This window comes from Microcoleus sp. AT8-B5 (assembly GCF_036705565.1).
Taxonomy (GTDB): domain Bacteria; phylum Cyanobacteriota; class Cyanobacteriia; order Cyanobacteriales; family Microcoleaceae; genus Microcoleus.
Genome location: NZ_JAUBUY010000027.1, coordinates 1 through 25,024, shown reverse-complemented (window position 1 = coordinate 25,024; position 25,024 = coordinate 1). Strand labels below are relative to the sequence as shown.

Annotated in this window: 23 protein-coding genes and 1 other RNA gene; 17 read left to right on the top strand and 7 right to left on the bottom strand. The window is 46.0% G+C overall.

Annotated elements, in window-relative coordinates; genetic code table 11:
* Positions 1-10: 10 nt before the first annotated feature.
* The 7 genes from QUB39_RS18680 to nuoK all read left to right on the top strand — a co-directional run bounded on the left by QUB39_RS18680 (position 11) and on the right by nuoK (position 5,935).
* Positions 11-175: a hypothetical protein gene (locus QUB39_RS18680; RefSeq protein WP_333210245.1), complete on the top strand. Its 165-nt coding sequence runs from the start codon at positions 11-13 to the stop codon at positions 173-175.
* 55 nt (positions 176-230) lie between these two features.
* Positions 231-1,988: a protein kinase domain-containing protein gene (locus tag QUB39_RS18675; protein ID WP_333210243.1), complete on the top strand. Its 1,758-nt coding sequence runs from the start codon at positions 231-233 to the stop codon at positions 1,986-1,988.
* Between the two features lie 174 nt (positions 1,989-2,162).
* Positions 2,163-2,553, top strand: a transfer-messenger RNA (tmRNA) gene (ssrA, locus tag QUB39_RS18670).
* Between the two features lie 452 nt (positions 2,554-3,005).
* Positions 3,006-4,124, top strand: a complete 1,119-nt coding sequence (nuoH, locus tag QUB39_RS18665; RefSeq protein ID WP_333057040.1) for an NADH-quinone oxidoreductase subunit NuoH — start codon at positions 3,006-3,008, stop codon at positions 4,122-4,124.
* Between the two features lie 110 nt (positions 4,125-4,234).
* Positions 4,235-4,810, top strand: coding sequence for an NAD(P)H-quinone oxidoreductase subunit I (gene ndhI, locus QUB39_RS18660; RefSeq protein ID WP_193975265.1), 576 nt, complete (start codon positions 4,235-4,237; stop codon positions 4,808-4,810).
* 116 nt (positions 4,811-4,926) lie between these two features.
* Positions 4,927-5,550, top strand: coding sequence for an NADH-quinone oxidoreductase subunit J (locus QUB39_RS18655; RefSeq protein ID WP_333057044.1), 624 nt, complete (start codon positions 4,927-4,929; stop codon positions 5,548-5,550).
* A 79-nt stretch (positions 5,551-5,629) separates the two neighbouring features.
* The gene (gene nuoK / locus QUB39_RS18650) at positions 5,630-5,935 is read left to right on the top strand and encodes an NADH-quinone oxidoreductase subunit NuoK (protein ID WP_228042566.1); all 306 of its coding nucleotides are present in this window, start codon (positions 5,630-5,632) and stop codon (positions 5,933-5,935) included.
* 105 nt (positions 5,936-6,040) lie between these two features.
* Here nuoK and folB read toward each other — a convergent pair whose 3' ends face one another.
* From folB to QUB39_RS18635, 3 genes are all read right to left on the bottom strand, one after another.
* Positions 6,041-6,397, bottom strand: coding sequence for a dihydroneopterin aldolase (folB, locus tag QUB39_RS18645; protein ID WP_333057046.1), 357 nt, complete (start codon positions 6,395-6,397; stop codon positions 6,041-6,043).
* 161 nt (positions 6,398-6,558) lie between these two features.
* Positions 6,559-7,926, bottom strand: coding sequence for a serine/threonine-protein kinase (locus tag QUB39_RS18640; protein ID WP_333203105.1), 1,368 nt, complete (start codon positions 7,924-7,926; stop codon positions 6,559-6,561).
* 397 nt (positions 7,927-8,323) lie between these two features.
* Complete coding sequence (locus QUB39_RS18635) at positions 8,324-9,607, bottom strand: glutamate-5-semialdehyde dehydrogenase (protein ID WP_333312939.1); 1,284 nt, start codon at positions 9,605-9,607, stop codon at positions 8,324-8,326.
* A 226-nt stretch (positions 9,608-9,833) separates the two neighbouring features.
* Between QUB39_RS18635 and QUB39_RS18630 the strand changes: the two genes are divergently transcribed.
* From QUB39_RS18630 to QUB39_RS18595, 8 genes are all read left to right on the top strand, one after another.
* Positions 9,834-11,558 carry a zinc metalloprotease HtpX gene (locus tag QUB39_RS18630; RefSeq protein ID WP_333057049.1) on the top strand — a complete coding sequence of 575 codons (1,725 nt, stop codon included), beginning with the start codon at positions 9,834-9,836 and terminating at the stop codon, positions 11,556-11,558.
* Positions 11,559-11,825: 267 nt separating this feature from the next.
* Positions 11,826-12,806 carry an SMP-30/gluconolactonase/LRE family protein gene (locus QUB39_RS18625; RefSeq protein WP_333210240.1) on the top strand — a complete coding sequence of 327 codons (981 nt, stop codon included), beginning with the start codon at positions 11,826-11,828 and terminating at the stop codon, positions 12,804-12,806.
* Positions 12,807-12,965: 159 nt separating this feature from the next.
* Positions 12,966-14,693: a hypothetical protein gene (locus tag QUB39_RS18620; RefSeq protein WP_333210238.1), complete on the top strand. Its 1,728-nt coding sequence runs from the start codon at positions 12,966-12,968 to the stop codon at positions 14,691-14,693.
* 166 nt (positions 14,694-14,859) lie between these two features.
* Complete coding sequence (locus QUB39_RS18615) at positions 14,860-15,456, top strand: Uma2 family endonuclease (RefSeq protein ID WP_333210236.1); 597 nt, start codon at positions 14,860-14,862, stop codon at positions 15,454-15,456.
* A 453-nt stretch (positions 15,457-15,909) separates the two neighbouring features.
* Positions 15,910-17,373: a DUF1565 domain-containing protein gene (locus QUB39_RS18610; RefSeq protein WP_333210234.1), complete on the top strand. Its 1,464-nt coding sequence runs from the start codon at positions 15,910-15,912 to the stop codon at positions 17,371-17,373.
* A 338-nt stretch (positions 17,374-17,711) separates the two neighbouring features.
* On the top strand, positions 17,712-18,047 hold the full coding sequence (psb28, locus tag QUB39_RS18605; protein ID WP_333210232.1) for a photosystem II reaction center protein Psb28: 336 nt from the start codon (positions 17,712-17,714) through the stop codon (positions 18,045-18,047).
* A gap of 179 nt (positions 18,048-18,226) precedes the next feature.
* Positions 18,227-18,733 carry a MogA/MoaB family molybdenum cofactor biosynthesis protein gene (locus QUB39_RS18600; protein WP_333201484.1) on the top strand — a complete coding sequence of 169 codons (507 nt, stop codon included), beginning with the start codon at positions 18,227-18,229 and terminating at the stop codon, positions 18,731-18,733.
* A gap of 275 nt (positions 18,734-19,008) precedes the next feature.
* Positions 19,009-19,950, top strand: coding sequence for a methylated-DNA--[protein]-cysteine S-methyltransferase (locus tag QUB39_RS18595; RefSeq protein WP_333279173.1), 942 nt, complete (start codon positions 19,009-19,011; stop codon positions 19,948-19,950).
* Positions 19,951-20,004: 54 nt separating this feature from the next.
* On the opposite strand, the gene QUB39_RS18590 is transcribed toward QUB39_RS18595, so the two are convergent.
* Positions 20,005-20,331, bottom strand: coding sequence for a hypothetical protein (locus QUB39_RS18590; RefSeq protein ID WP_333041785.1), 327 nt, complete (start codon positions 20,329-20,331; stop codon positions 20,005-20,007).
* Complete coding sequence (locus tag QUB39_RS18585) at positions 20,315-20,539, bottom strand: DUF433 domain-containing protein (protein ID WP_190662860.1); 225 nt, start codon at positions 20,537-20,539, stop codon at positions 20,315-20,317. The genes QUB39_RS18590 and QUB39_RS18585 overlap by 17 nt, the downstream gene beginning before the upstream one ends.
* Positions 20,540-21,132: 593 nt before the next feature.
* Between QUB39_RS18585 and QUB39_RS18580 the strand changes: the two genes are divergently transcribed.
* Positions 21,133-22,485: a cytochrome P450 gene (locus QUB39_RS18580; RefSeq protein WP_333210228.1), complete on the top strand. Its 1,353-nt coding sequence runs from the start codon at positions 21,133-21,135 to the stop codon at positions 22,483-22,485.
* Between the two features lie 125 nt (positions 22,486-22,610).
* Here the strand turns inward: QUB39_RS18580 and QUB39_RS18575 are convergent, their stop codons facing one another.
* Both QUB39_RS18575 and QUB39_RS18570 read right to left on the bottom strand, forming a co-directional pair.
* Positions 22,611-22,934, bottom strand: a complete 324-nt coding sequence (locus QUB39_RS18575) for a hypothetical protein (RefSeq protein WP_333057064.1) — start codon at positions 22,932-22,934, stop codon at positions 22,611-22,613.
* A gap of 404 nt (positions 22,935-23,338) precedes the next feature.
* Positions 23,339-24,274 (bottom strand): class I SAM-dependent methyltransferase, encoded by a 936-nt coding sequence (locus QUB39_RS18570; RefSeq protein ID WP_333057065.1) that lies wholly within the window; start codon positions 24,272-24,274, stop codon positions 23,339-23,341.
* Positions 24,275-24,557: 283 nt separating this feature from the next.
* Between QUB39_RS18570 and QUB39_RS18565 the strand changes: the two genes are divergently transcribed.
* Positions 24,558-24,971: a hypothetical protein gene (locus tag QUB39_RS18565; protein WP_333210225.1), complete on the top strand. Its 414-nt coding sequence runs from the start codon at positions 24,558-24,560 to the stop codon at positions 24,969-24,971.
* Positions 24,972-25,024: the final 53 nt, after the last annotated feature.

Here is a 25,024-nt window from a genome sequence, read left to right as displayed (position 1 = left end):
CTGAATTTGAATGCTGCTTTCAGAAAAAATCCAGATAGTTCAGCGAGAGGAGAAGCTCATCGGATACACTCACATCTGGTCTGAGGCCGGAGACAAGTATCAACGTCAGCTAGAAGCCAACCTGCTACTTAGAGCCGATCGAGGATTGCGATCGCCCTTTAGACTGGTAACTTAGCCCACCATACGTGCAATAATCAGCCATATTATCTGGTACGCGATCGCCTGAACCTATGGATGCGCTAATCGGCAAAACTTTACAGGGTGGAAAGTACACCCTCGAACAAGAATTGGGACGCGGCGGCTTTGGGATTACCTTCAGGGCAAATCACCGCTATTTAGGACAGCCTGTAGTCATTAAAACCCTCAACGAATCTCTGCGGCAGCAACCCAATTTTGCTGAGTTCGATCGCAAGTTTCAAGACGAAGCGAGGCGGTTGGCTTCCTGCGTTCATCCCAATATTGTGCGCGTCAGCGATTTCTTTGTGGAAGACGGGCAGCCTTACATGGTGATGGACTACGTTCCGGGTCAGAATTTGGGCGATGTAGTCGGTTCAAATAATCCGCTACCAGAAAATCTCGCAATTCTCTACATCACTCAAATTGGCGCTGCTTTAAAAGTTGTTCATCAAAAGGGTTTGCTGCACCGAGATATCAAGCCGCAAAACATTCTGCTGCGCCAAAACACCCAAGAAGTTGTGCTGATAGATTTTGGAATTGCCCGCGAGTTTACTCCCGGTGCAACCCAAAGTCACACTAATATGGTGTCCGACGGCTACGCGCCCCCAGAACAGTATTTCGCCCAAGGAAAATATACGCCCGCCACAGATGTTTACGGTATGGCGGCGACGCTTTACACTTTATTGACAGCACAGGTGCCGGTGGCTGCAATTTTGCGTACCAGTCAGCCGATGCCTTCACCCCGCGACTTGCGGCCTCAGCTAAGTGCGGCTGTCAGTTCTGCAGTGATGCGGGGGATGACAGTAGAAGCTCAAAATCGCCCTGCTAGCGTGGATGAGTGGCTGTCGCTGCTGCACGGGCAGCCTCATGGTGCAGCGTCGCCGAGCACCGGGCCGACGGTGGCGGTGATGCCGGGACACGGGCCTCAGTCGCCTGCGGGTTCCAGAACAGCGCCTGCTGTGGTGTCTTCTGGGCAAGGCAGCCGCAAGGTTTGGTGGATTTTGGGGTTCGTGACGATCGCACTTATTGTGGCAGGTTTTGTCGGTATTGCTAGGGTTTTCCTCAACCGGCCGTCTTCGGAACCCGCACCGGTGGCCCAGGACGATCGCACTTCGGCCCCTGCAGATCCAGAAGCGCGCGTGAACCCCGCACCAATTCCCGCGCCGACACCAACGCCACCACCAACTCCCAGAGAAACTCCGCAGGCTGCTGAAACTCCGCCTGCTGCTGAGACTCCAACCCCAGCGGGGGCGGGCACGGGGGCACCGCCCCTACAGACGCCAACACCAGCGCCTTCTCCCGAATCTGTCGAACCCACACCAACAGAAAAACTTGTTGACAAAGAGTTGCCGCCCGATCGATCGCCCGCACCCAGCGAACAACCGGGAACCAATTATCAGAAGACTCCCACAATCCCTGGGTATGCGGTTGGTACGCCGGAAAGTCAGATTTTAGCCGAATTGGGAGAACCCACTGACTCTCAAGCGCGGGGCTATTGGCCAAATACTCGCACCGCACTTTACGAAATATTGCCAAATCGGATTACTCTGGGCTACATTTACGATCGCGATTCGGCCCAGCTAGTACAAACAGAGGGTTCTTTTGCCCAGTCTGTGGACGATTTGGTGGTGCGAACCGCCTTAAACGGCATGGTGGGCGGGGCAAACCGGGAGATTTTGCAGGGATTCCGCGACGTGCAGCAGCGCCGGAGTAATCGCTTTACGTTTAGGAAAGGTTCGCTGGAAGGGACGATCGAACGCAACGAGCGCGATCGGATTTACATCGGCGTCTGGGACGAGAACTTGCATTAATTAGGAATTACGCACGGGTGGTCAGAAACCGGGTTTTTGCTCCAAGACTTCGTTAAAGCAGACAAAAACCGCAAAAAACCCGGTTTCTTTAATCCCCAATCGAAAATCCAAAATCTAAAATCTAAAATCGGTTGACGCAACACGAAATATTGTCTATAATTAGAGAACGCACGAGGGGCTGTAATGGTTTCGACAGGGTGGCGAAAGCTGCTCCGTGATGCAGGTCGAGAGGGAGTCTACTCTCGTTAATATCGGCTCAAAAAAAATAGTAAATGCGAACAACATCGTTCCTTTCGCTCGCAAAGCCGTAGCTGTAGCCTAAAAACTTCTTGAGCTTGGTTTAGAGTGTATGCCACCTCACTCCGTTAAAGGTAGCATAACAACCCCCAACGGATGCCCTAGCTAAACGTTTCTAGTCGGCTAGCTAGGAAAGCAATCACTAGAAAATCCCCCCATTTGGGATAAAGATGGTTCCCGCCCCGAGGATTAGAGGGGATAAACCTGTGAACGATCGGAAGGTAAATACCCGCTTTGGACGGCAGTTCGATTCTGCCCAGTTCCATAAAAGAAGTGACGTAAAATCAATGGTTTAAGCCATTTGAAAGCCACTTTATAGCATTAAAAGGGCTCAGAGTTAACTCTGGGCCCTTTTGTTTGGCTCAGATAGCTCAACTCATCCGTGTATCCGTGTCAAAATCCGTGCAGTGCTCTACCTTTTCCCCGCGAGGGGACTGAAATATTTGCTGGTCGTTTTTCAATTGGCGTTCTCACCGCCTTGCAACCGTCAACAGTCAACCGTCAACAGTCAACCATCAACCATAAGTTACCCACCCATTAGCTACGCTGCCGGCTCATATAATTAGAACTTCACCCTGTCTGTGCGTTCTTGGAGCCTGTCGGGCGATATACTATTAGGCGGTAAAGCATTAAAAATCTTTACAAAGACCCCGATTTCTAAGCCTACTCCTACAAAGGACGGGTGAAAAATTATATGCTGAGCGCTCAAAAGCTGGAAAAATGAACCCAGGAATTGACTTACAAGGAAGTTTTGTAGAAGCCCTGATGAATTTGGGCTTACCGGCGGACATCGCCCAAGTGCTTTGGCTACCGCTGCCAATGTTGCTGATGATTGTCGCTGCCGTCTTCGGGGTACTGACTAGCGTCTGGCTAGAACGGAAAATTTCCGCCGCCGCTCAACAGCGGGTAGGCCCGGAATTCATCGGCCCTCTGGGAGTGCTAGCACCCGTTGCTGATGGTTTGAAGTTGGTCTTCAAAGAAGACATCGTACCCGCAAAAGCTGACGCGCTGCTATTTACCCTAGGCCCGGTAATTGTGGTGATTCCAGTTTTTCTGTCTTACTTAATCGTGCCCTTCGGAGAGCATATGCTGATCGCCGATATGGGGACAGCAATATTTCTGTGGATTGCTCTTTCTAGCATTCAGCCGATCGGCTTGCTGATGTCCGGCTATGCTTCAAACAACAAATACGCCCTCCTCGGAGGACTCAGAGCCGCCGCTCAATCCCTCAGCTACGAAATTCCCCTAGCTTTGGCAGTATTGGCAGTTGTAATGATGTCCAACAGCCTCAGTACGATCGACATCGTACACCAGCAAGCCGGCTACGGCATTCTCGGCTGGAATATCTGGCGGCAACCAGCAGGTTTCCTGATTTTCTGGATCGCAGCACTAGCAGAATGCGAACGTTTACCCTTTGACCTTCCAGAAGCAGAAGAAGAATTGGTAGCAGGATATCAGACTGAGTACACAGGCATGAAATTTGCTTTGTACTATATCGCTTCCTACGTTAACCTCGTCCTTTCTTGCCTGTTAGTAGCAGTTTTGTACCTCGGCGGCTGGGAGTCCCCGATTCCTGTCGGAGTCCTGACAAATGCCCTAGGATTGAGCGAAACGACTCCTTGGTTGCAGGTAATTACCGGCTTGCTGGGCATTACAATGACCATGCTGAAAGCCTACTTTTTCTTGTTTCTGGCTGTTCTGCTCCGCTGGACTCTGCCGCGAGTTCGGATCGACCAATTGCTAAATTTGGGATGGAAGTTTTTACTTCCCGTTGCTTTAGTTAATTTGCTGTTGACCGCAGCTTTGAAGCTTGCCTTTCCCTTTGCTTTTGGCGGTTAATTCGTAATAGGTAACAGAACAGATAATAGCTAACCTAGAGTAGCTGTTAACTCTCATGACCTATTATCAATTAGCAATTACCAAAAACTCAAGTACAGAGAGAGAACACGATGCTAAAATTCCTCAATCAAGTAGGCGAATACGCCAAAGAGACTCTTCAAGCTGCTAAGTATATCGGTCAAGGGCTATCTGTTACTTTTGACCACATGAGACGCCGCCCGATTACGGTGCAGTATCCTTACGAGAAATTAATTCCTTCCGAACGTTTCCGGGGCAGAATTCACTTTGAATTTGACAAGTGCATCTCCTGCGAAGTTTGCGTTCGGGTGTGTCCGATCAACTTACCTGTAGTGGATTGGGAATTTAACAAAGAAACTAAGAAGAAGCAACTCAAGCACTACAGTATCGATTTCGGAGTGTGTATCTTCTGCGGCAACTGCGTAGAATATTGTCCGACTAATTGTTTGTCCATGACAGAAGAGTATGAGTTAGCCGCCTACGAACGTCACGAATTGAATTATGACAACGTGGCCCTGGGACGTTTGCCCTACAAGGTTACAGATGACCCGATGGTGACACCGATGCGGGAATTCGCTTATTTGCCGAAAGGTGCGATCGACCCCCATGAAGTTTCCTACACCGATCGCCGCGCCGGTCTGCGTCCAGAGGAAATTATCGAAAAGTAAGTCATTAGTCATTAGTCAGCAGTCATCAGTCATTAGTGAAATAACCAATTATTAATGACTGCTAACTAATGAGTAAAAACGAACAATAGAACACTAATAATTGAGGATAAAAAATTGTGAATCTAGCTGAAGGGGTTCAAATTGTTTCATTTGGAATATTGTCCGTAATGATGATTGCAGGAGCACTAGGAGTAGTGCTGTTCTCAAATATCGTTTACTCAGCCTTTTTGCTGTGCGGCGTATTTACCAGCATTGCCGGCTTGTACCTGTTGCTGAATGCCGACTTTGTAGCAGCAGCACAGGTATTGATTTATGTGGGCGCTGTTAACGTCTTGATTTTGTTTGCGATTATGTTGGTGAACAAGCGCGAAGATTTCCGCACAATTCCCAACGCTTGGGTGCGTCAAGTAGCAACAGCAGTAGTTTGCGTAGGCTTGTTTGCGCTTTTGGGTACGATGGTGGTGTCTACTCCTTGGACTATTGTCGCGACGACAGGAGCACCGGCCGAAAGTTCGATCGTCACAATCGCCAAACATTTCTTCACCGACTTTTTGCTGCCTTTCGAGTTAGCATCAGTATTTTTGTTAATGGCAATGGTAGGAGCCATTGTCTTGGCGCGCCGCGATTTCTTGCCAGATGAATTGTCCAACAAGCTATCTGAAACACCAGCTTTTAGTTTGCCGGAAAGACCTCGCGAATTAGTTTCGGCCGGAGATGTGTCTTCGCCAGAATCTAAGTAATATTATGGTGCGCTGAGCGCACCATAGTGTTAGTTTTGTAGTAACTTTAGATTGAGACAAAATCGCAAAATTTATGCAACTGCAACTCCAGTATTTCCTGTTATTAGCCGCCGCACTTTTCTGTATTGGCATTTACGGTTTGATTACCAGCAGAAATGCAGTGCGCGTGTTGATGTCGATCGAGTTGATGCTGAATGCTGTCAATCTCAATTTGATGGGTTTCTCCAATTATCTCGACCCCGTACAAATTAAGGGCCAAGTATTTACCGTGTTTGTAGTTACGGTAGCCGCGGCTGAAGCTGCGGTGGGTTTGGCAATTGTTTTGGCGATTTATCGCAACCGCAATACAGTAGACATGGAAGAATTTAACTTGCTGAAGTGGTAATTAATCAATAGTCATCAGTCATCAGTCATCAGTCATTAGCGACAAACTAATGCAGATTAAAGACTGATGACTAAGGACTAAGGACTAAGGACTAAGGACTAAGGACTAATGACTTCTAGTAATTTCTAGAGTAATTCTACCCCCGAAATCAGGGATGGGGGCAGCAGGTTTCGAGAGTTGTAGTTTAACTTTTTCGACTAACGGTAGTTGTAAAAGCGCTTGAACAATAGTATCTGCTAGGCGTTCGATTAATAAAAACTTCGACTCTTTGACTAGCTTTTGAATCAGAGTAATTGCGCTGCGGTAATCAAGAGTATGTTGAATATCATCACTTTTTCCAGCTTGCGATAAATCCAGCCAGAGAGTAACATCCACTTCAAACCACTGCCCCAAAACTTGCTCTTCCGGCAGATAGCCCGTATATCCGTAACAGCGAATTCCTGTAAGTTGAATAGAATCCATTTTGCAATAAACTAAAAGTGCGTTGTTCTATACCAATTTGTATTAAACCAGATAAAGTTCTCTTTCTCTTCCCTCTCTTTTTTTGCCCTTTGCCCTCTTCCTCTTCCCTCTGCGCCCTCTGCGCCCTCTGCGGTTCAATCACTCTTATTCTATCTTAAATTTCACAACCGTCCTCCTTTCTCCAACTTGTCCAATAAATCCTCAGCAACTTCATACCATTTCCGCCTAACTTCAGCATCTTCTGGCTTTTCTGTCAAGGTACGACCTTGGAATTCAGGATATTTATTGTAATATAATTCATCAACTTTTTGATAGAATATATCTTGCTCAATGTTGAGATTTTTGCGTCGTTTCCCAATCTTTTCTTGACGAATTATCTCTGCTTCCTCTAAAGATGTATCGGGAGGCGGTTGGCGCGAAGAAAATTTAGGTAAATCCGGCAACTTGGGCAATGTGAAACCAGATTTGACTACACTAAAAGCTAAAATTCCCGGTACCAAAATCACACTTAAACTCCCTAGGGTTTTCCAAGGAATTAACTTGAATGTGCTGTTGTGGTTAACAACTTGAGGAGTTTGGTGAACAGGAGTATGATTGCTAGTAGCAGTTTGAGTGGCGTTTTTGAAAGGGCGGCCGACAAAGTTCATTGTCACCATTTGGGAAATTATACTGCCAATTTGAGAGAGTTTTGGATCTTTGAGTGCTTCGCGGACTGCTTTTGCGGATTGGTAGCGATCGCCCGGTTGTTCTGATAACATCCGATCCAATACCGTGGCTAAATTAGGGCTGACACTGACGTGCGATCGCCAATCCCAAGTTTTATGATTGATATCGTACAATTTTTGAGGCTTTTTGCCGCTTAGCAGTACCAAAGCCGTGACGGCTAAAGCATACAAATCGCTAGCGGCAGAAACTTTCCCCAGTCGCATTTGTTCGGCTGGGGAATAACCCTGTTTGCCGATCGCCGTATCCGATTGTCCGTTAAACTGAAGTACGGCATTGGCTGCAATTTGTTTGACTGAACCGAAATCAATTAAAAATGGTAGTTTGTCAGCATCATGCTGAATAATATTATCCGGGGAAATATCGCGGTGAATTAAATTTTTTGAGTGGATGTATTCTAAAACTGGTAAAAGCTGAAATAGCAGTTGAGTAACTTCAGCTTCGCTAAAATTTTTACCTTGCTGCTGGCGCGATATCAATATTTCTTCGTAGGTTTGACCTTTGATATAATCTTGGACTAAAAATAAAGATGGATTCCCAGCCAAATCGGTTCGCAGGAGTTCTCGAAACCGGGGAATTTGCGGGTGTTGGAGGTGGTAAAGCATACTCGCTTCGCGATCGAACAATTCGGCGGCTTTCGGGCTGTGAACCACCGGAGAAAACTCTTTGAGCACGCAGTGTTCGTTGTAGCGGTTGATATCTTCGGCGAGATAAGTGCGCCCGAAGCCACCGCGGCCCAATTCGCGGAGGATGCGGTAGCGTTTTTCTAGAGTTGAACCTGGGGTGAGGAGGGAGGAGTTAGACATAAACCACGGCAAATTGTTCGATGTGGGGAGTCGCCGAGCACAGTATAGCTTATTGTAGCTAAGTTTGTTTGAATGCGAGGGAAGGAAGGGCGATCGCTTTTTTTGGGATGGATGAAGGAGAAGCGACACTTTGGTTAAGATTCAGTATCTACAGGATATCGTAGGGGCGGGTTTTACCAACCATCTATGTTATCAACCAAAAATATAATAAACCCGCCCCCACTTGGGCGGCAAATCTAAATCTACATTTTTCGCCTGCGATCGAACATCAGGTTAATTTGGATTATCGGCTGTCTAGGGGCGGGTTTATATAAATTGTTCGTGAACATCAAATATTGTTGGTAAAACCCGCCCCTACAGGCTTTTTTATTGTCGGGTTTGATCGGCTATCGAGGATTTACAAATCCCGATGTGTAAATTCCTTAGCATCTTTCCCCACATAACTAGCCGCAATATGGCCATTTCCAAAAACTCGATACTTATAGGTAATTAACCCCTCTAAACCAACAGGCCCGCGAGGTGGCATTTGCTGCGTGCTAATCCCCACTTCTGCACCGAAACCGTAGCGGAAACCGTCGGCAAATCTAGTTGAACAATTGTGATAAACTCCGGCAGCATCGACTCCATTTAAAAATGTTTCGGCGACTTCGCTGTCTTCGGTGACAATGACATCTGTATGTCGGGAACCGTAAGTATTAATGTGATTAATTGCCTCTTCCACAGAATCTACTATTTTGATTGACAAAATCAAATCGCTGTATTCTGTAGACCAATCCGCTTCATTTGCTTCGGCAATATTTTCGAGGAGGGCGCGAGTTTTTTCGTCTCCCCGCAATTCAACTTTTTTCTGCTGCAAAGCTTCGGCCACTGCGGGCAGGAATTTGGGGGCGATCGCCCTGTGAACTAACAAAGTTTCAATGGCATTGCAGGCGGCGGGATACTGGGTTTTTGCATCTACAGAAATCTCTACTGCTTTCTGAATATCCGCCGCTTTGTCTGCGTACAAATGACAAATTCCGTCGGCGTGTCCTAACACGGGAATCCGCGTGTTTTCCTGCACGAACCGCACGAAGGAATTAGAACCTCTGGGAATAATCAAATCTACATATTCATCCATTTTCAGCAGTTCGATTGTTTCTTCCCGCGTCGTCAGCAACTGCACGACTTCTGGATTAACCGCTGTTTCTGCTAAGGCTTGATGTATCACTTTTGTCAAGATTTCGCAGGAACGGACTGCTTCTTTGCCACCTTTGAGAATGACGCCATTTCCAGATTTTATTGCCAATGATACTATCTGAATTAACGCCTCTGGGCGCGCTTCAAAAATAATGCCTAAAACGCCCAAAGGACAGGTGATGCGCTTCAGAATTAATCCTGTATCCAATTCACGGTGGATTTGCACGACACCGATCGGATCTGGGAGTTTCGCAACATCTCGCACGCCCGCGATCGCACTTTTCAACTTGCTCTCATCCAACTTGAGGCGATCGTACAGCGGTTTCGCAATTCCATCAGCCTCAGCCGCCTTGCAGTCAGCAGCATTCGCCGCCACAATATCCGGCGCAGCAGCTTCTAAAGCTTTCGCAATAGCTTCAATAGCTTGATTTTTGGCCTCAGCGGACAAAACTGCCAATTTTCTAGCAGATCCGCGCGTTTTTTGGGCAATTTCAATAATAGACATGGCAGTAACTTTTAAATAGTTTTGAGTGTTGGGTTTTGAATTTTGAGTTGGGAATTGAATCCGCACAAATAAATTTCGGGGCGGTTTTCAGTTTTAACAATTCTAGAGAAAATTCTATATTTTTGTTGAGACCCCTGACAGTAATCCGCATTAACAGGTTAAAACAGTGAAGTATAGATAAAATCCCACGGTCATTTCCTTTTGTCAATAACCTTTGGAGATTATTATGTCATCTCATGCCCCTTTACGCAAGGCAGGGCGAGCAGCCAAAGCCGGCGTTAAACTGATACAGAAAACTGGGGGAAATCTCGTTTTAGCTTCCGGCGTCACCATCAGCCTGCTGTTTGGTATGGTGTTAGCGCTATCCTTAGCCTCAGTTTTGATTCTCAGCAGTCCCGATCCAGTCGCCGGATTGGCGATCGCACTTCCCATAACTCTGATTTTTAACATCGCTGCCTTTTTCCTATCACCTTACTTGATGGACTTAAGCCAAAATTGGTTATACCATACTCGCTGGGTTTCCCTAGCAGAAATTGAAAGCCTAAGTCCAGAAACAGCTAAAGTTATTAAGAAGGTTTGCAAGCAGAAAAAACTCTCTTGTCCGCGTTTAGGAATTATCGACGACCAAAACCCTACTGCTTTTACTTACGGTTCATTTCCCAACAGCGCTCGGTTAGTCGTCAGTCAAGGTCTTTTTACCTATTTAGACGACGAGGAAATTGCCACTGTTTACGCCCACGAACTCGGTCACATCGTCCACTGGGACTTTGCAGTAATGACTTTAGCTTCGACTTTGGTGCAGATTACTTATTTAATTTACACTACAACTCAAAGGATGGGTCGAAGTGGTGGGGAAAAAGCTAAAGATGCGGCCGGTACGGTAGCTGCTGTTGCTTATTTGTTTTACATCGCTGGCACTTATTTATTGCTGTATTTGTCGCGGACGCGAGAATATTTTGCCGACCATTTTGCTGCCGAAACAACCGGAAATCCCAATGCTTTGTCCCGCGCTTTGGTAAAAATTGCTTACGGTATTTTGGAAGAAGGACAAAGAGCAACAGAACCCAGCAGCTTATTAGAAGGAACTCGCGCTTTAGGCATTTACGATGCCAAAGCTGCCACCTCTACTGGCACTGCTTACAGGATTTCTTCGGAACCAGCAAAGATTGGGCGAGTGTTTTTGTGGGATATGTTTAATCCGTGGGGTTGGTGGATGGAGTTGAACTCGACTCACCCGCTGACTGGTAAACGAGTTCGCGCTTTGAGCACTTATGCCGAACAATTAGGCTTAGATATTGAGTTTGACATGGGGCGAATTGTCGGCGAAGGCAACGATTTGAGCAAGCGGAGATTGTACGGCAATTTTGTGTTCGATTTGCTGCTGTACAGTGCAGAAACTCTGGGCTTAGCGGTGGGTTTTGCGATCGGCATTTCCCTGTATGCTGTAAACCCGATGATGATGGTTGCTTGTCCTTTGATCGGTTTGGGTGCAGGAATTTTGCTCAAAACTCTGGTGATGTTCCCGAATTACCAACAAGCAGAACATTTGGATGTTTTAACCTTAATGTCTGACCCTTACGCAAGTCCTTTGCGGGGTCAACCGGCGCAACTACAAGGCGAATTAATTGGTCGCGGCGATGCGGGTTATACCTTCGGTTCCGATCTGAAATTGCAAGATAGAACGGGAATGATTTATCTGCGCTATGCTTCTCGTTTTGGGCCAATTGGTAATTTTATGTTTGGCATGAAACGGGTTGAAAGTTTGATTGGGATGGATGTTAGGACTTTGGGTTGGTTCCGCCGGGGTGTTGCACCTTGGATGGATTTGATTCAGCTTGAAAGCGATAGCGGTACGGTGGTTAACAGTTATCACCGCTTCTGGTCTTTTGTGATGGGTATCGGTGCGATCGTTCTTGGTATTGCGGCGCTATTTGTTTCATTTCCAGCTTAACAGTTGACAGGTAAAACCTTTTAAGTTAAATATAATTAAGCTCGCATTTTAGAGCTTAATTTTTTTGATCCATACGGTACTATTAAATTTAATACCGCTCTCAATCATCTTTTTTGCTGGACAAAAGAGTGAGTTTACGAACCGCTTTAGATTTGTTAGCGAAGGGGCGCGATAGCGCTCTTGGAGAAAAGAAAGAAGAAAGGAAGAAGTAAAGAAGGAGATAGTTAATCTTATGGCGGGAAGGAAATAATTTATTTATGAGCAAACATGACAATCAAAATTGCTACAATTAGTTTGTTGTTGATGGTATTAACTTTAGCAGTCAGCAGTCCTAGCGAAATAGTTAGCGGAAACTTCACAAAAATGACCGCTCAAACGGAAAACCAGAACACAAAAAATACCATGCAAAGTATTCTCGATGACAGCGCCAAACTAGAAAAACTAGCTAGCAATTTCCAATTTATAGAAGGCCCGATTTGGCATCCAGACGGCTTTTTGCTGTTCAGCGATATTCCCGCCAATATTATCTATAAATTTGGCTCAAATCAGCAAGTTGAGGTATTTCGCCGCCCTTCGGGAAAAGCCAACGGGAATACTTTAGACAAAGAAAACCGCTTACTTACTGGCGAACACGAAAATCGCCGCGTCTCCCGTACAGAAAAGGACGGAAAAGTTATCACCTTGGCGGATAGATACGAGGGTAAGCGGCTCAACAGTCCGAACGATTTAGTTGTTAAATCCGATGGCAGTATTTATTTTACCGATCCGTCCTACGGTGTTAGTAAAGAGCAGGAAGAATTGGGCTTTTACGGTGTTTACCGACTGGCACCCGACGGAAAATTAACTCTGCTGGTTAAGGATTTGGTGCTGCCGAATGGCATCGCCTTTTCACCAGACGAGCAAAAACTTTATGTCAACAATTCGGAAGCGGGATACATTGCTGTTTTCGATGTAAAACCGGACGGAACTGTTACTAACCAGCAGCTTTTTGCGGAGTTAAAAGATGCCAGTCAAAGGGGAGTACCCGACGGTTTAAAAGTTGATGTAGAGGGGAATGTTTACAGCACCGGGCCGGGGGGAGTGTGGATCTTTTCGCCGGATGGCAAGCTTTTGGGGAAGATTTCTGTACCTGAGACGGCGACTAATTTGGCTTGGGGAGAAAGCGATCGCAAAACGCTTTATATTACCGGAAGTACAAGTCTTTATCGGATTCGCCTTAAAATTGCGGGCGTGCGGGCTGGAAAATAATCTAAAATCGGGCGATGTTGAAAATAAAGCGGTTTGTCGTGAGGACTAAAGTCCTTACGGCAAACACTTTTTATTAGGGGTAATTGACCTGGCATAATATAATCCTACTTGTCAAAATCAGTCATTCCCAATTCTCAAATCTCAAATCTCAAATCTAAAATGGTATTAATAGCTCGGTTGCACAAATTTCTGACTGCTACAGTCGATCGCACATCCCGATCGCACACAATATTTTGGTTGACTCTGAGCTTGACATTTGCCACAGTTTATGCTGTTTTAGGACTCAAGCAAGTCTTTAGCGCCGAGTATATGGTGCAAGACGATGCGAGGCAGCACGTTTTCTGGATGATGCGGTTTGTCGATCCTGAATTATTCCCCAACGATTTCATTGCTAATTATTTTCAATCTGTCGCCCCCGCAGGATACAGCACGCTCTACAAATTAGCAGCAACAGTTGGCATTCACCCGCTATTATTTCACAAAATATTGCCACTATTTCTCGGCTTAATCTCCACCTATTACTGTTTTGGTCTTTGCCTAGAAATGTTGCCAGTGCCGATGACTGGATTTATTGCATCTTTGCTGTTAAATCAGCATATGTGGATGACTGATGATTTGGCTTCCACAACGCCAAGAGCTTTTATCTATCCGATATTTCTGGCTTTTTTATATTATTTGTCGCGCAGTTCGTTGCTGCCTTGTTTGGGGGCGATCGCGCTGATCGGACTATTCTATCCTCCTTACGCCTTGGTTGCTGCCGGAATTTTAGTTTTGCGCCTGCTATGCTGGAAAAACGGCGGTTTGCGTTTGTCGGGCGATCGCACAAATTACCTATTTTGCAGTACAGGTTTGGGATTAATATTTTTAGTAATGCTGCCCTATGCTTTAGATAACTCTGAATTTGGCCCAACTTATACCGCAGCAGAAGCGAAGCAAATGGCCGAATTTGCACCAGGTGGCAGAAATGCTTTTTTTCGTCCAAATCCGGTAGATTATTGGCTGACAGGGCGGGGTAGCGGGATGTTTCCCAAGTCGCTGTTTACGCCTGTAACTCACTGTGTCGCGCTGTTATTTCCGCTGCTGCTATTTTTGCGATCGGTTTTTCCCTTAGCAAATCAGATTCAAAGCAAAATCTGGCTTTTGCTTCAGCTATTTCTAGCATCATCTGCGATGTTTTTTGCGGCTCACGCTACCATTTTTAAGCTATATCAACCAGGTAGATATACAGCTTACAGCTTGCGATTTATTGTTGTTTTAATAACTGCGATCGCCCTCACTTTAATTATCGATGGAGTCGGTCATTGGGCATCAAAAACAGCAACAATATTTCATTTAAAAAATATCGTGGCACTAATTACGACAGCGACAATCGCTATCGCCGTTGTCCTTTATCCCGCCTTGGTCAAAAAATTCCCAACTGTCGGGTATGTAGAAGGTAAAATGCCAGCTTTGTACAAATTTTTTGAGCAACAACCTAAAGATATATTGATTGCTTCGATCGCCACCGATACGGATCATTTGCCAACCTTTAGTCAGCGTTCGGTTCTGGTGGCAAAAGAATATGCAGTGCCGTATCAGAAAGGCTACTACAGCAGATATCTGCAGCGACTTAACGATTTAATTCGCGCTCAATACACTCCCGATCGAGCTGTATTGCAAAATTTTATCAATCAATATGGAGTTGATTTTTGGATGATAGATCGCAATGCTTTGAGTCTTCAGTATATAAAGGATGATGGCTGGCTAAATCAATTTGATTCTATACCGGAGGCGAGCCTTTCTCTCGAACAAGGGAAAATTCCCGCCTTAGCTTCAGCAATGACAAGTTGTGCGGTTTTTCAGAATGAAATTCTAGTGGTTTTGGATGCGTCTTGTATTGTGAAATAGGCTGGGAGTTAAGGCGAGGCAGAGCCTTGGGATATGTGTTCTTAGGAAGAGCCTGGGAACTAGAGATAACTGTTCGGATTTTGAAGCTACAATTGCTGCATGGATATTCTGTAGGAGCGATCGCACAATGCGTTATAATGCCAATAGGAGATAATGGTGCGGGTCAATGACACAAGTTCTCGATCGGGAAACTCTCGATGGGCGAGTGGTTCTCAACGGCACTTGGGAGCAATTCAAGTTAATCCAGAAGGTTTCGGAAGATTCCCCTGGCATAAAGTTGTCTTTTTTTGCAGGGGCGATTGAGATTCTGATGCCGGGATTCCAACACGAAAATTTTTCGGAAATCATTGGTTACTTGGTGACTACTTTTCTGCTGCAACAAGGTATTAAGTTTTACCCTTCTGGTTCAATGACGCAGGAGAAGACGCCAGAAGCTTCTACTCAAGCAGACAAATCGTTTTGTTTGGGAGAACCTAAGTTGATTCCCGATTTGTCGATCGAGGTGGTTTATACTAGCGGTGGACTGAGCAAGTTGCCAAAATATCGAGCTTTGGGCGTGCCTGAAATCTGGTTTTGGGAAGATGGCACGCTGCGGCTGTATCATCTTCGGGAAGATGGCTACGAGCAAGTAATTCAGAGTCAACTGTCAGGATTGGAAACGCTGGATATCGATTTGCTAAGACGCTGCATTTTAATGGGTGAAACTGATTTGGCTGAAGCGGTTAAGGTTTTTGGGCAGGGAATCTCGATGGATCGTACATGATATCATGTCCGATCGATTGACCATAATATCCCAGCCGGGGCGGGTTTTTGAGATTGTCAATTATTGGCAGATATTGGCAGGTTTACCCGCCCCTACCTGATTTTGGGCGAAGCGAAGCGGAGGGAATCTACCGGACATAATATGACAGCAAAACCTTCGATTTTCCGGTGGAGGCGATCGAAATTTTAGTGGTTTTGGCAACATCTGGAAAAAATAGCATCCCTATATCCGGCACTTCTTAAATAAGTCTGGTTCTGCTGTTGCTGGGAACGAGAAATACAGTCTTTTGTAGGGGGAATCCCTCTGTGGTTGCAACTCCTAATTGGTAATATTGCAGATATCGTGCAATTAAATAACCCCCGCAATCAAAGCTGAATATAGATTCGGGGTCAAGTTCACAGACAATGAAAATTGCACAAAAGCTCGATCGCCAATTATCTATTCAACAAAAACATGACAACACTTTACGTCAACCCGCTAACAGGCAGCGATTCCGCGGCCGGCACTCAATCGGCTCCATTCAAAACTATAGCCCGCGCGATCGTCAGTCGCGCTGCATCGGGAACTACGATTCAGTTATCACCGGGAACTTACAGCGCTGCTAGTGGTGAAAAATTCCCCTTGGAAATTCCATCGGGAGTAAAAGTTATTGGCAATGAAACTAACAAAGGTAGAGGCATTCTAATTCAAGGCAGCGGCAAATTTGTCAGTCCCACCGCTGCGGGCCAAAATATCACCATACTGCTAGCAAGTAATTCCCAATTGCGGGGAGTAACTGTTACGAATCTCGATAGTCGCGGCACGGGAGTCTGGATTGAGTCAACTTCTCCGACTGTGGCTAACTGCACTTTCACACTTTGTAAGCGCGGAGGCGTTTTTGCCACGGGTAGCGCTAATCCTGCGATTCTCGACAACATATTTATGGCAAACTCTGCGGCTGGGGTGATTATGGCGGGAACTGCTAAGGGAGTAATACGGCGCAATATTTTTCAAAAGACGGATTTCGGCATTTCTCTGGAAGCTCAGTCGGCTCCTTTGATTGCTGATAACCAAATTTTGGAAAATCGCTCCGGTATAGTTTTAGCAGGAGAATCTCAGCCGATTTTACGCAATAATCGCATTGAAAAAAATACGGAATACGGTTTGACTGCGGAGGAAAAGTCCCTGCCAGATATGGGGAATGCTAAAGATTTGGGCGGCAATATCTTTCAGAATAACGGCGAATTCGACTTGCAAAATGCGACTGGGGTTAAGATTTATGCGGTGGGAAATCAGCTCAATTCTTCGCGGGTGAAAGGTTTATTTGATTTGGGAAATGTGACGCCAACTCCGACTCCTGGAGGGCTAAAATTTAGCGACATCAGCACGCATTGGGCTAAGGATTTTATCGATCGCTTGGCAAAGATGAATATTGTTAGCGGGTTTCCCAACGGCACTTTTCAACCTTACGAGATTGTAACTAGAGCTCAGTATGCGGCGATGTTGGCGAAGGCGTTTGAATTGGTGCCGCGCCGTGAGGCGACGGTTTTTAAGGATGTGGCGGGGGATTTTTGGGCCAAGGGAGCGATCGACCAAGCTAATCGAGCTGGCTTTTTGGCTGGATATCCAGACAACACGTTTCGCCCGGAGCAGAATTTGACTAGAGTTCAGGCGATCGTATCTTTGGTAAACGGCTTGCAGTTGGGCGGCGGCAACCCCAATTCTTTGAGCGTTTATGTCGATCGAGCTCAGATTCCCAGTTTTGCCACCGACGAGATAGCAACCGCCACAGAGCGTAAAATCGTGGTCAACTATCCCGCGCGCGAAAAGCTTTCCCCCGCCCACGACATCACCCGTGGCGAGATATCCGCCCTCATCTACCAAACTCTGGTAGCCACAAAGCGGGCCGATCCTATAAACTCTCCCTACATCGTCTAAGGGAATTGGGAGACAAGGGAGAGGATAACTTGGGGTACAAATAACTCAAATCTTGCACCATTCTCGCTCAACAGGCTTTCCGACCTGTTCCACAAAGAGTAGATTTTCTTGTGGGGCGTAGGGGTTGGGCAGGAGATCCCGCCCTGAAATGATTATGGAGAATGGTGCAATATCTCAGAAGAACCAACCTATCTCCCCTCCCCCTTGTCTCCGATTGCCTCACTCTCACCCACTCTCACCCGCTTCCCCTCTCCCAAGTCTTGATTTGCTAGTACCCGAATCGTTTTATGATTAAACATTAAGAAATTAAGCAATCCTTAAGGTTCGACTGTCAGATTATGGCTAAAATTCAATTCTCTCGGGGTATAGACGAAGATGCTGTGCCCGAAGTGCGCCTAACCCGTTCTAAAAGCGGAGAGCAAGGCACTGCCACGTTTATCTTTGAAAATCCCAAAGCTCTCAGCAGCACCAGTACCGAAGACATTACTGGAATGTACATGATCGACGACGAAGGCGAACTCCTCACTCGGGAGGTTAATGCTAAGTTCATCAACGGTCAGCCTGCTGGTTTGGAAGCTCTTTATATAATGAAAAGTTCCGCAGAATGGGATCGATTTATGCGTTTCATGGAACGCTACTCGGAAGCAAACGGCTTAGGATTTAGCAAGGCATAATTGATGGGGAATAGGGCATGGGGCATGGGGCGTGGGGCATTGGTTATTGGTTATTAGTTATTTGATAATGAATAACTAATAACGAAAAAATCACAACTAACTAATGACTTCTTCCCTCTTCCCTTTTCCCGATTTCCTCTTCCTTCTTGCTTCTTTCTTTTTCCTTCAATATCTGTTATATGACGCAAATCCCTCACCCCGACTTATCTAAAATAACCGTAAATTGCGCTATCATTACTGTTAGCGACACCCGCTCGGCAGAAACAGACAAGAGTGGCTTGTTAACGAAGAAGCTGCTAAAAGATGCGGGTCACTCTGTGGTAGCTTACACTGTTGTTAAAGATGATGCGGCCAAAATTGTATTGCAAATGCAGGCGTTTTCCCAGCGTGAAGATGTGGATGCAATCATTTTTAACGGCGGCACGGGCATCGCTCCCCGAGATACGACTTATGATGTGATGGAGAGTTTGCTTGACAGGATTTTACCGGGATTTGGGGAGATATTTCGGTTTTTGAGCTATCAAGAAATTGGTTCGAGGGCGATCGCCTCTCGCGCTGTTGCAGGCGTGTATCAAGGCAAGTTAGTCTTTTCTCTTCCTGGCTCTAGCAATGGCGTGAAACTAGCTGTGGAAAAGCTAATTTTACCGGAATTAGTTCACTTGGTGACGCAGTTGCGCGGAGGGTGATATCAATTCCGGTAACACTCCTTATGATGGGGAGTGGGGAGTGATCCGTGGGGGAATGTGGAATTGCGCGACCTTGACTTGATCATTCCCATCCAACCGGAAACGATATGAGGTCGCTTTCTTCAATCTCTTCAATCTCTTCAATCTCTTCAATCTAAAATCTAAAATCTAAAATCTAAAATCGAGTGGCTGCATTCACCGCAAGAAACGGGTGGCTTTGAGCCTACTCTATGGCTAAAGTGAGGAAACATCACTATTCCCTTGACTTAGACTAGATGATTTCGATGCAGAATGCGAGTGTCTATGCTAGCGAAGATTATCACCGGATTGCTCGGGCGATCGCCTTTATGCGACAACACCACCTAAACCAGCCCAATCTGGCAACTGTGGCCCAACACATAGGACTTAGTGAATATCATTTTCAACGGCTATTTACTCAATGGGCCGGCATTAGCCCCAAGCGGTTTTTGCAATATCTGACAGTTGAATATGCCAAGTCAAAAATCACTCAGACTAAAAGCCTTCTCGACCTAACATTGGACGTGAGACTATCGAGTCCCGGACGATTGCACGATTTATTTGTGAACTTAGAAGCAATGTCACCAGGGGAGTTCAAAGCAGGCGGAGCAGGTTTACAAATTCGCTATGGTATTCATGATACCCCGTTTGGCACCTCTCTAATTGCGACAACTACCCGTGGTATTTGTAATCTTTATTTTTTGGATACAACAGACGAACAAGCCGCCGCACAAAGACTGCGATTGGCATGGAAAAACGCTGAAATTATTCGTGATGAGCAAGCCACTCAATCATTGTGTGACCTGATTTTCAATTCAGAAACTCTCAGCGAGCAAAAACCATTAACGCTCTTGGTAAAAGGCACTAACTTTCAGATTCAAGTTTGGCGAGCACTTTTGACATTGCCATTTGGTGCGATCGCCACCTATCAAACTATAGCTCAAATGGTAGCTCGCCCAACTGCTGCTAGAGCTGTAGGAAATGCGATCGGTAACAATCCTATCGGCTATCTAATTCCGTGTCACCGAGTCATTCGAGAATCTGGAGAACTCGGTGGCTATGGCTGGGGAGTAGAGCGTAAAACAGTCATGTTAGGTTGGGAAGCTAGCCGTACAATCTGCGGAACCACCCTCGCAGGAATAGAGCGATCTAACGGTGTCAATCACCCGCTGCAGACTACCTCCGTTCCCAACAAATAACCTCTGTGCGATCGGGTGCATGGGCGTTGTTTTGCTGCGTCGCCTAGAGAACTTTTAAGAACCTCCGACTTCAATCACTTCCCCCGGAGTAATAGTATTCAAAACGTTACGAGCATCTGGTAGCAGAGGAAGTAAATCAGGAAGTCTGTTGCTGGATGCTACAAGAACAACGACTGCTACTCCAGCTTGCTGCAAGTTTTGCTGATAACGCAAATTTTGATCTGTGGTAAGCAGAATTGTGAAGCCCTCTTGACTCATAAGCAGCAGTAATTCACCGTTCTTTTTTCCTGACCATCCCATCTCAACAACTGTGCGTATCTCGTAATCAGCAAGTTCACGCTTTAAAGGTCGTGGGGCACATTCATCAAGCAGGATTCGCATAGGCTGTCAGCATTTCCTTTGCTAATTCAAGAGCTGCAATTGTCTGTTCCCGACTGACACTAGGGAAATGGTCTAGAAAAACCTCTAATGAATCACCAGCCTCAAGATAGTCAAGTAGGGTTCTCATTGGTACACGAGTCCCAACAAAAACAGGGGTTCCCCCCAGAATATCGGGGTCGCTATGAACAACACGGGATGTTAATGTCATAACAAATTCAGCCAACTGGCTACCAGCTTTTACAACAATTGTATCCCAAAGTCAATCGATTTTAGATTTTAGATTTTAGATTTTAGATTAAAGAATTGAAGCATTGACTTGCGCGAGATAAATACGTTCGGCAAGTTTCATCGGATACAGGTTTTTTATTTCACCGGTCCTGAGTCTACTTTCGGAATGAATCACGTGGCGGGTATCCTGGATGCTTTCGGTCATTTGATTTTCGTGAGCATAATGCCAAACACACGATCGCTAGCATCCATTTGATCTAAAACTACAACTTTTAGCAGTTTAGGTTGGGAAGCTAGCCGTACAATATGCGATCGATCCCGATAGCATTACTATTTTTGCTACTTGCCTTCGCGATCGATCGCAGATAAATTTCAGGCTGCAAGGTCGATCGATAATACACTAGAAATATTGCTGTATCGCCAGTTTTTCAATGACCAAGAATTTCAAAGGTGGTACCCGCCACGTGATTTATCCGTGGAATCAATCCAAAATCTAAAATCTAAAATCCTCACGCCCCCGAATTTATCTCGCGCAAGTCAATCCAAAATCTAAAATCTAAAATCTAAAATCGAATGACGCTGCCTACCGGATCTCGTTCTCCTGCTTTGTTCCAAACGCTTTCGCTGGTAGCTGACCCGATCGCATTTTTCGATCGCTCCTGGGCCAAATACGGCGATACATTTACCGCCCGCGTGTTGGGGCCCGCTTCGCCCCCCGTGGTGTTTCTGGGCAGTCCAGAAGCGATTCAGGCGGTGTTTACGACGTTAGCCGATGCCTTTGAGTTTGGCAAAGTGACCAACATATTTCGCCCGCTGGTGGGAAATGAATCCCTAATTATGAATGAAGGGCCGCGACATCTGCGACAGCGACAGCTATTAATGCCCGCGCTGCATCGGGAACAGTTGCACAGTCAAGGGCATTTGATTGTTGATTTGACGCAAAAGCAGACGATCGACTGGAAAGCCCCAGATGCGATCGCAGTCCGCGAAGAAATGTCAGAAATTTCGCTGCAAGTAATCTTGCAAGTCGTGTTTGGATTAGTGCCGGGAGAGCGCTACGAACGCCTGAAACACTTGCTCAGCAGGCTTTTAGAGGCGATTACCTCTGAGCTGTACTCCCTACAATTTTTCTTTGAACCCTTGCAGCAAAATTTGGGATCTTGGAGCCCGTGGGGGCAGTTTTTGCAGCAGATGGCCCAGATTGACTCGCTGATTTATGCGGAAATTGCCGAGAGGCGATCGCAATCTCTCGATTCGTCTCGCACGGATATTCTGTCGGTGTTGATGATGGCCCGCGACGACACCGGCGAATCCCTCGGCGATCGAGAATTGCGCGATCAGTTGATGACGCTGTTGTTATTGGGACATGAAACGACTGGATCGGCCTTGACTTGGGCGTTTTACTGGCTGCATCAGTTTCCCGAATGCCTTGCTAGGTTGCGGCAGGAATTGGATGAATTAGGCGAGAATCCCGATCCGATTGCGCTTTCGCAGTCGCCCTACTTAACAGCAGTCTGCAAGGAAGCGCTGCGGGTTTATCCAATTGCCTTAATTTCGCAGCCGCGCAAGGTGAAACGGACGATCGAACTCGAAGGCTATACATATCAACCGGGAACGATTTTAATCCCCTGTGTCTATTTGGCCCACCGTCGCCCTGAAACCTACGAAAATCCCGCCCGGTTCAACCCCGATCGCTTTTTAGATCGCAAGTTTTCCGCCTCTGAATTTTTACCGTTTGGAGGCGGGAGTCGAAGCTGCATCGGGATGGCGTTATCGATGTTTGAAATGAAGCTGGTTTTAGCCACGGTGCTGTCTTCCCGTGAGTTTGTATCGAATCTCGATCGGCCAATTCGTCCGGCGCGCCGGGGAATCACCTTTGTGCCGCCCGATCGATTCCGATTAACGGTTGTGGGCGATCGGCTGTAGTGTTAATCTGTAGGGTGCGTCGCTGCGAGATATTGGATAAAACTTGCAGATTGTTGATGGCGACGCACCTTACACGGGCGATCTCAAGATTGTGTGTACTACATATACATGGAATATGCTGTATGTCATTCGATGAAAATCCCCGCAACTTTGTCTTCATTCATAGTCATGTGTGCCACAAATTCATCTCCACCATCTTCAAAACTCAGCTTCCACAAATAAATCGGAAAATTACCTTGTTTTATCTCACCAAAATAATTAATTGAGTATCCCTTTTGCAGGCGGGAAGCAAGCTGCTCGCTAACATCGTCAAACATTTGTTGTGTAATGCTCGCTTTGTAGCCTGCATCCCCCACTGTGGTAAAAAGCTCGTAATTTTTCGATGCAGTGGCATCCAAGATAACCTGCAAACAATCGATGATGTTTTGAGAGGGTGCTGTCGAGTTCATGATGATGTCCTTCTTTTAGGGTTCTCTCAAAATGTCTAACAAATGGCGCTGTGAATAGCTTCTACGGCTGTCTAATATCAAATCCGGTAGCATCGGAATTATTTATCAGTAGGGGGCGCGATCGCAGAAATTTTTAAATCCACAGATTAGACTATTTACACTCACGCACCGCCCCAAGGATCGAATAATATCTCTGCAACTTTACCATTTATAGCAGTTTTCAATCGAATTAAATAAATACAACTTTAGACACGGCACTGCCGTGTCCTACCCGATCTAGCCATCCTCAATCATTTGTGAATTTCTTACTCCCTCCCCTTGATAAGGGGAGGGTTGGGGTGGGGTCAAAAATTTACGACTCCTGCAAGGATTGCTATATCTGTACTTCACTCTACTGAAAACCGCTATCTTGCCTCAGCAACAATAGTTCGGTGTCGGACTGTATTACAAGTAATCGTCGGCGCAGCAAAACCAGAATCAACCAAAGCTTGCTCAATATCCAACCCAAAATACTGATCCAAATAAGGCTCCGTACTTTTGAGCAAAGTTAAAATATAAGGAGGCATTTTGGCATAAACTTCCGACTGAGGATTCATATCCATAATTGTCAAATGTCCGCCAACACGCAGCAAACGCCTCGCTTCCCGGAATATTTCTCTAGTAGCTTTCTGCGGCAATTCGTGACAAACTAAACAAATAGAAACTAAATCAAAAGCTGCCGCAGGCAAACCTGTAGATTCAGCAGCAGCATGAACCCAAGTCGGAGATTTTTGATTGAAAGATTGGGATTCTCGCTGTTGGGAACGGTATTTAGCCACTGCTAAGAAATAAGGCGATAACTCTACTCCAGTCATCTTCGCTTCCGGGTAAACCTCCCCAAGAGCAAAGGTACTCATTCCCACACTGCATCCCAAATCAACAATATCTCGCGGCGAAGAAGCAATTTGAGATTTGATGACTTCGTGATAGCTGGCGCGGAGTTTTGCATCGCCTTCTGCACCCGCTTCCGGCCAAATTGTGGCGTGAACTGTACGGGCGGCAACTTCTACTTCTGTAGCAGCTTCCCAACTCATATTACCTTGTTCGTAAGCGTGGAATGAAGTTAGATAATATTTCGGGTAAACCAGATCGGGATTTTGAACGCTGAGCAATTCTGCATCCCAATTTCGAGCTAAAAGTGCTTGGGCTTCTTGTCGCCAATGCACTCCAATTTTTTCGGCTCTTGTTATCATCATTTCCCGCGCTTGGTGCTTGGCTAGATTAGCTAAAGGCTTGATGGAGAGTACGCCATTTACTAAACGCGAGGCTAATCCGGGAGTTTTGTTAACTGCAACAGTCATTTTTTAGGTTTTTCTATTTTGCGCCCTCTATTTTAACACGTTTGGGCGATTTTGAGTTGGTCAATATAAAGACTTTTTTTAATGAACCGCAGAGGGCGCAGAGAACGCAGAGGAGCGAGAAGAGAGAAAAGATCGGAGTAGGGCAAAAGTGGATCGGGTGGTATAATATTTATTTGTGCTTGCCTAGTTAGTGCTGGGGAATTTACCGGGAATCGGGAATCGGATTTGCTGAAGTTGGAGTATTTGGAAGAACACTTTAAATCGGGCTATTCAGGAGTTTTTGATGAGCAAGTCTATTGTTGAATTGGTTGACAATTTGCCGTCGGGTGGCGTCACTGTGATGATGTTAAAATCTCTCGATTTTGTGGTTCCGGGGGAGTGGAACAATCTCACGGGTTTTGATAATACTATTCAAGCGCTGACAGGGGAAACAAAGCGCAAATTAGTTGAGAAAATTCGCGATCGCGCGATCGAGCTTTACGCTAACCCCAACGAGCCATATCAAGGCGTAGTCAGGCTTTACCAGTTAGCAGACAGCGCCGACAGTGCGTTAGGTGCAACGGCTATGGCGAATAAAATCGGCGAAAACATCGGCTTTCTTTCCTTTCTCAACCGCCTCACTCCCAAAGCTGACACAACTCAAACGATCGACTTGTGCGTCAAAGTGGCGATCGGGAGCATGTCACTTTTGCAATAAGTATTTATACTTGTGCAGTTTTTGGCGGTCTACCAATTAAGCCATTTAAGTAA

Bases quoted from the DNA above. Each gene is read 5' to 3' on its own strand.
- QUB39_RS18585 (WP_190662860.1), bottom strand. From the start codon at position 20,539: ATGACATTAACATCCCGTGTTGTTCATAGCGACCCCGATATTCTGGGG.
- QUB39_RS18675 (WP_333210243.1), top strand. From the start codon at position 231: ATGGATGCGCTAATCGGCAAAACTTTACAGGGTGGAAAGTACACCCTC.
- QUB39_RS18590 (WP_333041785.1), bottom strand. From the start codon at position 20,331: ATGCGAATCCTGCTTGATGAATGTGCCCCACGACCTTTAAAGCGTGAA.
- QUB39_RS18635 (WP_333312939.1), bottom strand. From the start codon at position 9,607: ATGTCTATTATTGAAATTGCCCAAAAAACGCGCGGATCTGCTAGAAAA.
- QUB39_RS18600 (WP_333201484.1), top strand. From the start codon at position 18,227: ATGACGCAAATCCCTCACCCCGACTTATCTAAAATAACCGTAAATTGC.
- QUB39_RS18680 (WP_333210245.1), top strand. From the start codon at position 11: ATGCTGCTTTCAGAAAAAATCCAGATAGTTCAGCGAGAGGAGAAGCTC.
- QUB39_RS18615 (WP_333210236.1), top strand. From the start codon at position 14,860: ATGACACAAGTTCTCGATCGGGAAACTCTCGATGGGCGAGTGGTTCTC.
- QUB39_RS18565 (WP_333210225.1), top strand. From the start codon at position 24,558: ATGAGCAAGTCTATTGTTGAATTGGTTGACAATTTGCCGTCGGGTGGC.
- QUB39_RS18595 (WP_333279173.1), top strand. From the start codon at position 19,009: ATGATTTCGATGCAGAATGCGAGTGTCTATGCTAGCGAAGATTATCAC.
- QUB39_RS18570 (WP_333057065.1), bottom strand. From the start codon at position 24,274: ATGACTGTTGCAGTTAACAAAACTCCCGGATTAGCCTCGCGTTTAGTA.
- folB (WP_333057046.1), bottom strand. From the start codon at position 6,397: ATGGATTCTATTCAACTTACAGGAATTCGCTGTTACGGATATACGGGC.
- QUB39_RS18625 (WP_333210240.1), top strand. From the start codon at position 11,826: ATGACAATCAAAATTGCTACAATTAGTTTGTTGTTGATGGTATTAACT.
- QUB39_RS18630 (WP_333057049.1), top strand. From the start codon at position 9,834: ATGTCATCTCATGCCCCTTTACGCAAGGCAGGGCGAGCAGCCAAAGCC.
- QUB39_RS18640 (WP_333203105.1), bottom strand. From the start codon at position 7,926: ATGTCTAACTCCTCCCTCCTCACCCCAGGTTCAACTCTAGAAAAACGC.
- QUB39_RS18620 (WP_333210238.1), top strand. From the start codon at position 12,966: ATGGTATTAATAGCTCGGTTGCACAAATTTCTGACTGCTACAGTCGAT.
- ndhI (WP_193975265.1), top strand. From the start codon at position 4,235: ATGCTAAAATTCCTCAATCAAGTAGGCGAATACGCCAAAGAGACTCTT.
- QUB39_RS18610 (WP_333210234.1), top strand. From the start codon at position 15,910: ATGACAACACTTTACGTCAACCCGCTAACAGGCAGCGATTCCGCGGCC.
- nuoH (WP_333057040.1), top strand. From the start codon at position 3,006: ATGAACCCAGGAATTGACTTACAAGGAAGTTTTGTAGAAGCCCTGATG.
- psb28 (WP_333210232.1), top strand. From the start codon at position 17,712: ATGGCTAAAATTCAATTCTCTCGGGGTATAGACGAAGATGCTGTGCCC.
- QUB39_RS18575 (WP_333057064.1), bottom strand. From the start codon at position 22,934: ATGAACTCGACAGCACCCTCTCAAAACATCATCGATTGTTTGCAGGTT.
- QUB39_RS18580 (WP_333210228.1), top strand. From the start codon at position 21,133: ATGACGCTGCCTACCGGATCTCGTTCTCCTGCTTTGTTCCAAACGCTT.